General features: G+C 69.5%; 12 protein-coding genes. 3 read left to right on the top strand and 9 right to left on the bottom strand.

All coding sequences use genetic code 11. The features are described 5' to 3' along the window. Positions 1-135 precede the first annotated feature (135 nt). From rfbB to ACZ3UD_RS33035, 3 genes are read left to right on the top strand one after another with little or no spacing between them, the layout of a single operon-like run. The gene (rfbB, locus tag ACZ3UD_RS33045; protein ID WP_465596148.1) at positions 136-1,140 is read left to right on the top strand and encodes a dTDP-glucose 4,6-dehydratase; all 1,005 of its coding nucleotides are present in this window, start codon (positions 136-138) and stop codon (positions 1,138-1,140) included. A 10-nt stretch (positions 1,141-1,150) separates the two neighbouring features. Further along, complete coding sequence (locus tag ACZ3UD_RS33040) at positions 1,151-2,377, top strand: ATP-grasp domain-containing protein (RefSeq protein WP_465596146.1); 1,227 nt, start codon at positions 1,151-1,153, stop codon at positions 2,375-2,377. Next, positions 2,374-3,510 (top strand): DegT/DnrJ/EryC1/StrS family aminotransferase, encoded by a 1,137-nt coding sequence (locus ACZ3UD_RS33035; RefSeq protein WP_465596143.1) that lies wholly within the window; start codon positions 2,374-2,376, stop codon positions 3,508-3,510. Before ACZ3UD_RS33040 ends, ACZ3UD_RS33035 begins: the two co-directional genes overlap by 4 nt. A 10-nt stretch (positions 3,511-3,520) precedes the next feature. Here the strand turns inward: ACZ3UD_RS33035 and ACZ3UD_RS33030 are convergent, their stop codons facing one another. The 9 genes from ACZ3UD_RS33030 to ACZ3UD_RS32990 form a co-directional block, all read right to left on the bottom strand. After that, entirely contained in the window at positions 3,521-4,711 is a 1,191-nt protein-coding gene (locus tag ACZ3UD_RS33030) for a UDP-N-acetylglucosamine--N-acetylmuramyl-(pentapeptide) pyrophosphoryl-undecaprenol N-acetylglucosamine transferase (RefSeq protein ID WP_465596140.1), read from the bottom strand. A 204-nt stretch (positions 4,712-4,915) separates the two neighbouring features. Further along, positions 4,916-5,806 carry a hypothetical protein gene (locus ACZ3UD_RS33025; RefSeq protein WP_465596137.1) on the bottom strand — a complete coding sequence of 297 codons (891 nt, stop codon included), beginning with the start codon at positions 5,804-5,806 and terminating at the stop codon, positions 4,916-4,918. Further along, on the bottom strand, positions 5,803-5,925 hold the full coding sequence (locus ACZ3UD_RS33020; protein WP_465596132.1) for a hypothetical protein: 123 nt from the start codon (positions 5,923-5,925) through the stop codon (positions 5,803-5,805). Before ACZ3UD_RS33020 ends, ACZ3UD_RS33025 begins: the two co-directional genes overlap by 4 nt. A 3-nt stretch (positions 5,926-5,928) precedes the next feature. Further along, a complete protein-coding gene (locus ACZ3UD_RS33015; protein ID WP_465596127.1) occupies positions 5,929-6,186 on the bottom strand; it encodes a hypothetical protein in 258 nt (85 codons plus the stop codon). 4 nt (positions 6,187-6,190) lie between these two features. Further along, positions 6,191-6,685: a hypothetical protein gene (locus tag ACZ3UD_RS33010; protein ID WP_465596124.1), complete on the bottom strand. Its 495-nt coding sequence runs from the start codon at positions 6,683-6,685 to the stop codon at positions 6,191-6,193. After that, a complete protein-coding gene (locus tag ACZ3UD_RS33005; protein WP_465596122.1) occupies positions 6,682-6,849 on the bottom strand; it encodes a hypothetical protein in 168 nt (55 codons plus the stop codon). Before ACZ3UD_RS33005 ends, ACZ3UD_RS33010 begins: the two co-directional genes overlap by 4 nt. 3 nt (positions 6,850-6,852) lie before the next feature. Beyond that, on the bottom strand, positions 6,853-7,251 hold the full coding sequence (locus ACZ3UD_RS33000; protein ID WP_465596119.1) for a DUF4326 domain-containing protein: 399 nt from the start codon (positions 7,249-7,251) through the stop codon (positions 6,853-6,855). Between the two features lie 120 nt (positions 7,252-7,371). Beyond that, on the bottom strand, positions 7,372-8,754 hold the full coding sequence (dnaB, locus tag ACZ3UD_RS32995) for a replicative DNA helicase (protein WP_465596255.1): 1,383 nt from the start codon (positions 8,752-8,754) through the stop codon (positions 7,372-7,374). 22 nt (positions 8,755-8,776) lie between these two features. After that, positions 8,777-9,721 (bottom strand): hypothetical protein, encoded by a 945-nt coding sequence (locus ACZ3UD_RS32990; RefSeq protein WP_465596117.1) that lies wholly within the window; start codon positions 9,719-9,721, stop codon positions 8,777-8,779. Between the last annotated feature and the right edge of the window lie 263 nt (positions 9,722-9,984).

Below are 9,984 nucleotides of genomic sequence, written 5' to 3'. Positions count from 1 at the left end.
CCGAGCGTAGCCCCAACTCATCGGGTATGGACCGGGTTTCGCGATTGTGAGCCCCGTTCGTGAGCCCTGCCCCGGCCAGGCGCCAAGGCGTTTGCTTGTCCTCCCTGCACGAGGTCGAGAGGACAGGTCCCAGCCATGGAAAGAGTGCTGATCACTGGAGGTGCGGGCTTCATCGGCTCGCACTTCGCGAGGCGCCTGCTGTGCGCCGACGACGTGAGCAAGGTGACCGTGCTCGACGCTCTCACGTACGCCGGGAGCGTCGAGAACCTGGGCGAGGCGATGCTGTCGCCCAAGCTGACGTTCGTCCACGGCAACATCTGCGACGCCCAGCTGGTCGACCGGCTCGCCCAGGAGCACACCGCGATCGTGCACTTCGCTGCCGAGTCGCACGTGGACCGCTCGTTCTACGACACCGGGAACTTCCTGGGCACCAACGTCCTGGGCACCTACACCCTGTTGGAGGCCGCCAGGAAGGCTGGCGTCGGCCGCTTCGTCCACGTGTCCACCGACGAGGTGTACGGGCCGCTGGTGACCGGCCAGGCCACCGAGACGGACCCGATCCGGCCCAGCGTGCCCTACGCCGCGTCGAAGGCCGCCAGCGACCTCGTGGCTCTGTCCTACTTCCAGACGTTCGGCGTGCCCGTGTGCGTCACCCGCTCCTCCAACAACTACGGGCCGCGCCAGCACCCCGAGAAGATCATCCCGCTGTTCATCACCCGTCTGCTGAAGGGCCACAGGCTGACCCTTCACGGGCGCGGCCAGCACGTGCGCAACTGGCTCCACGTTGAGGACAACTGCCAGGGCATCGAACTGGTGCTGCGCACCGGCACCCCGGGCGAGGTCTACAACATCGGCGGCGGCACCGACCTGACCAGCAAGGAGCTGACCGGCCTCCTGCTGCGGATGTTCGACGTCGGCTGGGACTGCGTGCGCTACATCCCGGACCGGGCCTCCAACGACCTCCGCTACGCCATGGACTGGTCGAAGACCGCCGCCCTCGGCTACCGGCCGGCGCGGGACCTCGCGGACGGGCTGGCGAAGACCGCGGACTGGTACCGGCGCAACCCCGACCGGTGGGCACCGCTGCTGCGCAACCCCGCCGCCACGACCACCCCCGCGCTCATCAACCACCCCGTGTAGGAGGCGCAGCATGCCTGAGAACTGGCCGTTGAACGCGCTGCTCGTGCTCGGCGCATCGGAGGAGCACATCCCTCTCTACCAGGAGGCGAGACGCCGCGGAGTCCCGACCGTCGCTGTCGATATGCGGTCGGACGCCCCCGCGTTCCCCTTCGCCGACGCGACCATGCAGGTCTCCACCCGGGACGCGGACGCCATCGCCGACGCGCTGGGCGATACGCGGCCCGCAGGGATCGTGGTCGGCGCGACCGACGCCGCGCTGCCCACCTGGCGCGTCCTGGGCCTGCGCTACGGCATGCCGTACGTGTACCCCGAGGCGGCCTTGGCGGGTCTCGACAAGGCCGCCTTTCACCAGGTCGTTGCGTCCTGCGGCATCGCCGGGTACGGGTGGGCCGCATCAGGCGACCCCGGCGAGGTCACCGCGAAGGCGGCCGGGTTGCGCTTCCCGCTCATGGTCAAGCCGGTGGACGGATCGGGCAGCAAGGGCGTCACCCGCGTCACCCGCCCTGACGAGCTGCCCGCCGCCATCGCCCACGCGCGCGCCTACTCCGCCTCCGGGACCGTGATCGCCGAAGAGTTCGTCCAGGGGCGGCAGCTGACCATCGACCTGTTCCTGCGCGACGGCAAGTCGGTCATGACCTGCATCAAGGATCAAGTCCTGGTGGCCGGCAGCTGCGTCGTCAGGCGGATCAGCACGGCGCAGCTCTCCCCAGCGGAGCACCAGCACCTTGAAGGCGTCGCCGAGCGGCTGTGCGGTGCGCTGGGCATCGTCAACGGGCCCGCGAACTTCGACCTCGTCCTTGACGAGGACGGCAAGGCGCGCATCATCGAGGCGAACCCGCGCCTCAGCGGCGACAGCATCCCGCGCCTGCACGCGGCCGCCTTGGGCGTCAACGTCGTGGGCGCGCTCATCGCACTCGCACTCGGTGAGCCGTTCGACGCCTACCTGACGCCGACGCGCAACGCACACGCGGCGGTGGAACTGCTCGGCTCCCCCCTCGACGTGGAAGGCGATCTGACCACGTGGGAAGGAGTCGCCGAAGCCTGCACCGTCCCCGGCATCACTGGCGTCGAGCTGTACGCCAAGCCTGGAGACACGGTGCACCCGCATGACCAGTCCGGCCACAAGATCGGCATGATCACCGCCGCCGGACCGTCCCCCGCAGATGTATCCCTGGCCCTGGACAGGGCCATCTCGCTGCTCCGACCGATCATCCGACCGACCCAGGAGGCATCGTGACCAGCCCGTCGCGGCCCGACGCCGCACGCAACGCCAGCCCCTACCTGTACGGGACGGAACTGGACGCCGTGGGGCGTGTGCTGGCTGACGGCCAGTACGGGCACACCGCCGTCACCGAGCAGTTCGAGGAGGAAGTCGCCCGGTTCCTCGGCGTGCCGGATGCCGTGGCCGTCACCTCCGGCACCGCCGCCCTGCACTGCGCACTGCTGGCCACAGGGGTCGGCCCTGGGGACGAGGTGATCGTGCCGTCCCTCACGTTCTGCGCCACCATCCAGGCCGTCCTCGCCGTCGGCGCGATGCCCCGCTTCGTGGAGGTCCACCCGGACACCCTGTGCGTCGAGCCGGACACCGTGCTGGCCGCCGTCACCGACCGCACCCGAGCGGTACTGCCCGTGCTGTACGGCGGCCGGGCCGTGGACCTGGGCGCGGCCTACGACACCCTCCACGAGCACGGCATCGCGGTCGTGGAGGACGCCGCGCACGCCTTCGGCTCCTACCTGAACCACGCCCGCGTCGGCGCGACCGGAGCGCTCACCTGCTTCTCCTTCGGCCCGATCAAGAACCTCACGTGCGGCCAGGGCGGCATGGTCATCCCGCGCAGCCCGGCCGAGGCCGACACCCTGCGGGCCCTGCGGATGCTCGGCGTCGTCCAGTCCCAGGCCGAACGCGCCACCATCACCAACTACCGCGTGGACAGCTTCGGCCTGCGCTACCAGATGTCAGCCATCAACGCCGCCATCGGACTGGCCCAGCTCCCCAACTTCCCCGTCACCGAGAAGACACGCCAGGAGCTGTGGAGCGCCTACCAGGCGGCGCTGGACGGCATGTCCGGCGTGAGCCTGGTGGACGTCAACGTGGCCCGCAGCGTCCCGCACCTATGCGTGGTCCGGGTGGCCAACCGCGAGGAGGTGTTCCAGCTGATGCGCGCGCAGAACATCGCGGTGGGCGTCCACTACCCGCCCAACCACCTCCAGGCCGCCTTCAAGCCGTGGCACCGGCCTCTGCCGGTCACCGAGCAGGTCGGCGGGGAGATCCTGTCGCTGCCGTTCCACCAGCACATGACGACCGAGGAAGTCCGCCTGGTCACCGCCGCTCTGGCGCAGGCCGTCAGGACGGCCGGGGGTGCCCGGTGAACATCCTGCCCTAGCCGTGGCCAGCGGCCGTGGACAGCAGCACGTCCACCAGTCGCTCGGCCGCGTCCGGGCGGCCCTGCGCCCGGGAGCGCTGCGCCATCGCGGCACGCCTGCCGGGGTCGCCCAGCAGCGGCTCCACGGCCTGCTGGAGCTGCTGGGCAGTGACCTCGCCCAGCAGCGCCACGGCAGCCCCGGCTTCTTCCAGGTGCCGGGCGTTGTGGGCCTGCTCGTTGCCGGCCGACGAGGCAAGGGGGACCAGGACCGCGGCTTTGCCCAGCGCGGTAAGCTCCGCGATCGTCCCCGCCCCGCTGCGGGAGACCACCACATCGGCCAGTGCCAAGACATCGGGCAGCTCGGGCCCGACGAACCCGGTCAGCAGGTAGCGGGCGGCGAGCTCCGTGGGAAGGCCCGCAGCGCGAGCCTGCAGCGCCTCGACGTTCGCCGGGCCGCACTGGTGGATCACGTTGGCGCCGGTCAGCAACCACGGCAGAACCTCCGCCACGAGGCCGTTGATCTGCTCCGAGCCCTGCGCGCCGCCGGTGACGTACACAGTTGGAAGGTCGCGGCGGAAGCCGTGCAGCCCGAGCGCCTGGACCGCCTTGTCCGCGTCACCGGTCAGTACCTCGGGCCGCACCGGGTTGCCGGTGACGACTGCGATCCGCCGGGAGGTCTCCGGCAGCAGCGCCAGCGTGGACTCGGACGACACCGCGATGCGAGCCGCCCGGCCCGCGAGCGTGCGGTTGGCCAGGCCCAGGCGCACCGTCTGCTCGTGGACGACGAGCGGGCGGCGACACAGTGAAGCGGCAATGCCGACCGGCACGGCGACGTATCCGCCCGTGGCCAGCACCACGTCGGGGTGGAACCGGGAGACCACTGCGCGGGCCTGGGCGACGCCGAGCGGCACGCGCGCCATGTCCCGCACGTTCGCCGGAGAGACCATCTTAATCGGGTTTCGGTGGCGTCGGATCTTTCCCGTGGCAACCGCCGCGAACTCGATCCCCTCACTCGCCGCGACCCGCGACTCCAGACTGTTCCGAGTACCGACCCACAGCACGTCCAGACCACGGCCGGCAGCGGCGAGCCTGGTTCGTGCGGTGCGCACCGCGGTCAGTGCAGGGTAGGTGTGTCCACCGGTGCCTCCGCCCGTGACGATCAGCCGGAAGGCTCGTTGGGGGAGACGGTCGACGGCGTCGCTGGTCATAGAAGAACTTCCCATCTGCTGACGCCGGGTGGCGGTGGGGGGAACAGGCCGGACGATAGCAGGATGCTGCAGGGAATTAACTTGCTGCGTTCCTCGGACCGGCCCACGGCCCAAGCAACTTCACTCCATCGAGTACACGTGTGCGACTCGACATGGTCTCCTCGCAGACGCCACGCAAGCCCTCTGGTGGGGGTGTGAAGGGCCTCACAGGGCTTCCCCCTCCCCCAGTGGCAACGCGGGCTGTTCGGCGCTCACAGGGGCACCCTGGGCGTTCTTTTCGGCTCGCATGTCGGCGAGCCACCGCTCGTACCGGGCAGTGGGGTCACCGGACACGCACCAGCAGCCCATCCACTTTGCGTGCACGCCGGGGCGGTGCCACTCGACGTACTTGTGCTCGACCTCGGCGCCGGGGCACTCGGGGTTGCTGCACGACTTGCTGTCGTCGTGGTGGTGCGTCAGGTGACCGTCGCAGTAGAAGCTCCGGCGCCGGCCGGGCTCGGCCGCGGCCCACTGCCTGTCGTACGCCTTCAGCGCGGCCTGGCACGATCCGCGAAGGTGGAACATCGCGGAGCCGTTGCCAAGGTCGGGCCGGATCAGGTTCGGCCCGTCGAACCGGTGGTACTTCTGCCGGCTGGTGATGGGCTCCCGGCATCCGTGGCAGGAGCCGGGCGTGATCGCCATCTGCTGCTCGAAGCGTTCGGTCGCGCGCTCGGCGATCTTCTCGTTGTGGACCTCGGAGCAGGGCGGAAGCTCACCGCAGCGTCGGCACACGGCGTAGTGTTCGGGCAACGTTCGCCAGCTGACGGACGCCGAGCACTGCAGGTGCAGCGTCTTGGCTGTGTCGTCGCGTTCGTCGCGTAGGACCAGGACGACGGGCCGCTGGTACCAGGTTTCCGGGTCGGGGCAGCCGTGTTCGGTCCAGCTGTCGAGGTACTTGGCGGGCCAGTTCACGGTGTCGACAGTGCGGGTCTCGATGACGCGGTACGGCTCGCGTTCGAAGATGACGATCTGGCCGGGGGCGAGCTTGCCGGCGCTGGTGTGGCCAGCGTCGCGCTGTGCCGGGTACCAGGCGTCGGGGTCGACGTGGATGATCACGGGGTCTCCTCCTGCCAGGCGGGTTCGTTGCTGCCTTCGGGGCAACAGACCCCGTTGGGGCCATCGACGGGGTTGCCGCACCAGGTGCAGTACCAGTAGTCCGGGTCAGGCTCAGCCATCGGTCAGGCCTCCTTCCGGGCGCGGGCGGCGAGCAGGGCGTCCGCAGCGCGGTTCTGACCGAACCGGTACCAGTGCTGATCCAGCCCTGTGTCGGTGGCTGGCGGGAGCGCCCGGATCAGCTCGACTCCCTCGGCGAGCGCGGCGTCACGGACCTGGGCGGCGTAGTCGTCGAGGAGCTCGGCGGCCTGCTCCGGGAGCATGAAGCTGACGTGGAACGCGCGCTCGATCCGCTCGCGCGGGGTGCGCTCCGACTTGGCCATCGGGTCAGTCCTCTCGTCCGGCCCGCATGCGGGCAAGCCGCAGTTCGAAACGCCAGGTCTCCTCAACAGCCAGCTCCCCAGCGAGAGTGATGGCCTCGTCGCGAGTCCACCGGTACATGACCCCAGGGAAGACCTGCCCGCGGTACTCCCAGCGCTCGCCGGTCCACACCTGCCCGCCTGGTTCCAGGTTCGGGTTGAGGATCATCCAGCCGTCCGGGAACTTGCTCGCCCAGTAGCCGGCGATCTTCTGAACGTTCAGCGGCTCGGGGCGCAGCACCGGGGCACCATCTGGCCGGCCGGGGTCGGCGGGCTCCGGGCAGGGGATCCGGAACTCGGTGGCGAGCAACAGATGCCCAGCGTCGGGCGTTACTTCAGCCAGCACTTCCTTGCGGTAGGCGTCGAGCATCTCGGCGGCGTTGGCGCGGTGTTCGAGCTGGGCCTCAAGGACCGCGCGGGCGCTGCTGCTCGGCGTGCCGTAGGTGTCGTCAATGCCGGTCACTGGTCGTTCCCGCTGGTGTCGTACGGGCGGGCGGTGACGGTCACGGTGGCGTGGTAGCCGGCGGCGCCGAGGGCGGTGTCGATGATCTCGGTGATGTGGTCGGCCTCATCCTCGCTGTCGAGGTTGCCGATCCACACGTCAGCAGTGGCGTAGTAGTCCGCCATCAGTCAGGCCTCCAGGAAGTCGGGCTTGGCTCTGCGGTCTACGAGGTTCTCCAGCGGCGTCGTGCCGTTCGCTACATCCAGCAGCCAGTCCCCATGGCACACCGCACCCACGCGGCACCAGCACATCAGGGTCCGGCCGGCCAGCTGTTCGCGGATGATCTGGAGGAACTCGATGTCGCGGGTGTGGGAGTTGCGGAAGCTGGCGACGGCCTGCTCGGCGGTGAGGGGCCCGTGCGGGCGACGGTCGATCCACCCTCCGGGAAGGACAGTCCAGCCAGTGGTGGCGCCGACGCGCCACGCGTTGCCCCAGGCGCTGCCGCGGCCGACGTACACGGCGTTCTCGGGGGCGCGCCAGCCTTTGGTGCGGAGGCGTTGGATGCGGGTGGGGGTGGTGAGATCCATGGGTGAAACCTCCTGGTATGGGATGAATTGTTCCAGTGTTGCGGGCGTGCGGGTAGCCCGCTGACGTGACGAAATGCGATCAAAGTTGCTTGATGCGGCGGCAGTTACCGACGTCCGCCGCTACCCGTCGGCGCGGGTCATGTCGGCGAAGTGCGCGTAGTGGAGCTGGTTTGCGACCGTGATCGTGCACGTCGGCCCGTTTCGGTGCTTCCCGACGATCACGTCGACCTCGCCTGCGCGTTCAGACTCCTTGTCGTACGCGTCCTCCCGGTGCAGCAGGAGCACCATGTCCGCGTCCTGCTCGATCGACCCCGACTCACGCAGGTCCGACACCACCGGCCGCTTGTCCGTGCGCGCCTCCGGGCCACGATTCAGCTGCGACAAGGCGATCACCGGCACGTTCAGCTCCTTCGCCAGCGTCTTCAGGCCCCGGGAGATCTCGGACACTTCAAGCTGCCGGTTCTCGGCCTTCCCGCCGCCGGACTGCATCAGCTGCAGGTAGTCGACGACGATCAGGCCGAGGCTCTGCCGCTGCGCCAGCCTGCGGGCCTTGGTGCGGATGTCCATGCCGGTCAGGTTCGAGGAGGCGTCGATCGTCAGTGGCGCCTCCGTGATGGCCGGCATGCGGCGGGCGATCCGCTCCCACTCGGTGTCGTTGAGCTCACCGGAACGGATCCGGTTGAGCAGCACGCGCGCTTCAGCGGACAGGAGCCGGTCGAGGATCTCACCCCGGTTCATCTCCAGACTGAAAATCACCGTGTGAATGCTGTGATGGATCGCCGCGGCACGGGCAATGTCCAGCGCCAGCGTGGACTTACCCATGGCCGGCCGCGCGGCAACGACGATCATCTGGCCCGGCCGCAGACCCCCGGTCAGCTGATCCAGATCCGCGAACCCGGTAGGGACACCAACCAGCTTGCCCTTGTTCGCAAGCCGGCCCTCGATCTCGTCGAGGTGCGCCTCCATCGTGTCGGCGACCGAGAGCATGTCCTCCTCGGCGTGCTCGTCGGCGACGGCGAAGAGCACCTTCTGCGCGGCGTCGACGATCTGCCGGACGTCGCCTTCGGCGGCGCGTCCCATCCCCGCGATTCGCATGCCGGCCTCCACCAGGCGGCGCAGCACGGCCTGCTCGTGGACGATGCCCGCGCAGTACACCGGGTCCGCGGACATGGTCGCGGCCTGCGCCAGCGTGTGCAGGTACGGGGCGCCTCCAACACGCTGCAGGTCGCCGGTGCGGGTGAGTTCCGCGCCGACGGCGATCACATCGGTGGGCTCGCCGCGGCTGAACAGGCGCACGATCGCGAGGTGGATCGTCTCGTGCGCGGGCCGCATGTAGTCACGCGGCTTGAGTGTCGAGCAGACGTCGCCGACCGTATCCCGGTCGAAGAGCATCCCGGCGAGGACGCCCTGCTCGGCCCACAGGTTGTCGGGGCCGCCGTCCGGGATGACGTCGGATCCAGGCTCGTCGAGCTCGTCAGGCTGGCCGGGACGAACGAGGTGCATGGCCACAAGGGGCTCCAGGAAGTCAGGCCGCGGCGGGGCGGGCGGCCGGGTGGCAGTCGGGGCACGGCTGGCCGTTGCGGGTGCGCCAGCGCGGGTTGTGGGCGGCGTGCGGGTTCTCGTCCAGGCACTCCTGGCAGGCCGGGGGGAGGTTGCCGCGGCGGCCGTGAACCTCGGCGTAGGGGCGGAGGTTCGGGATGCGGCGCTTGCCAAGGACTTCGGCAGGGTTGGTCACTCCGACCGGGTTGGTGCACAGCTCTGCGACGAGCTGGTCGTCGAGCTTCCAGCCGAGGCGCTGCGCAGCGGCGGCGAGTCGGGGGGCGAGGCCGCGGGCGTCGAGCGGGCCGAGGGCCCAGGGGGCTGGCAGGCGGCCGAGGAGGAGTCTGGCGCGGTTGAGGTTCTGGTTCGGATCCTCCTCCTCCGGGTGGTTAGGGAGGGCGGGCGGGGAGGGTTCGCGGGGCGCTGGCGCTCTGGAGGGGGAGGTAGTTGAGGGGTAATGAGGGGTAGGGGGGGTCAATCCCATGCCCCATTGGCCCTTTGCGGCATCTGACTCATGCCCTATCGGGTCGCTTTCGGCATGGGCTCCATGCCCCAACGCCGCAGTTTCGGCATCGGATTCATGCCCCAACGGGCCCATTGGGGCATCGGATTCATGCCCCAAGTCCGTTTCGGCATCAATCCCATGCCCCAACGGTGCGAAGCGCGGAACCCGGTACTTCGCGGCCATCCCCCGACGTCCCGCAACCGCCACCTCCAGCGCACCCTTACGCACCAGAGCAGCCCGCAGGTTCTTCCAGCCTTCAGGCGACAACCCGACCCGGCGAACAATCCGCGGGTCCGTCATCGCCGACCAGGTGAGCCTGGTCCCGTCGTTCGCATCCTCCAGGACCACGATCATGGCCTTCCACTCTGATGGCGTCAGGCCCGCCGGAGTGTGGTCCATGAACTCCACGATCAGCTTGATCCCCATCACGACACCGCCAACGCGGGCACGGGGGTACGCAGGTACACGGCTTCTCCAGCTGCACGTGAAGGTGAAAGAAGATGGTGGGGCCGCCCAACTCAGGGCGGCCCAAGAGGCGTTCAGGCCGAGGATCCGGTCGATCCTTTACAGGTCAGCCGCCATCGGTCTCGAAGCTCCAGCCGTGACCGGCAGGACACCGGTAGGTGCGGCAGTAGATCAGCTGATGAGGGCCCAAGTCGCGCCACCGGAAAGTCCCGGAAGCAGCAGGC

The sequence above is a fragment of the Kitasatospora sp. NPDC023118 genome (assembly GCF_055560875.1).
This window is presented reverse-complemented; position numbering and strand designations above follow the sequence as displayed.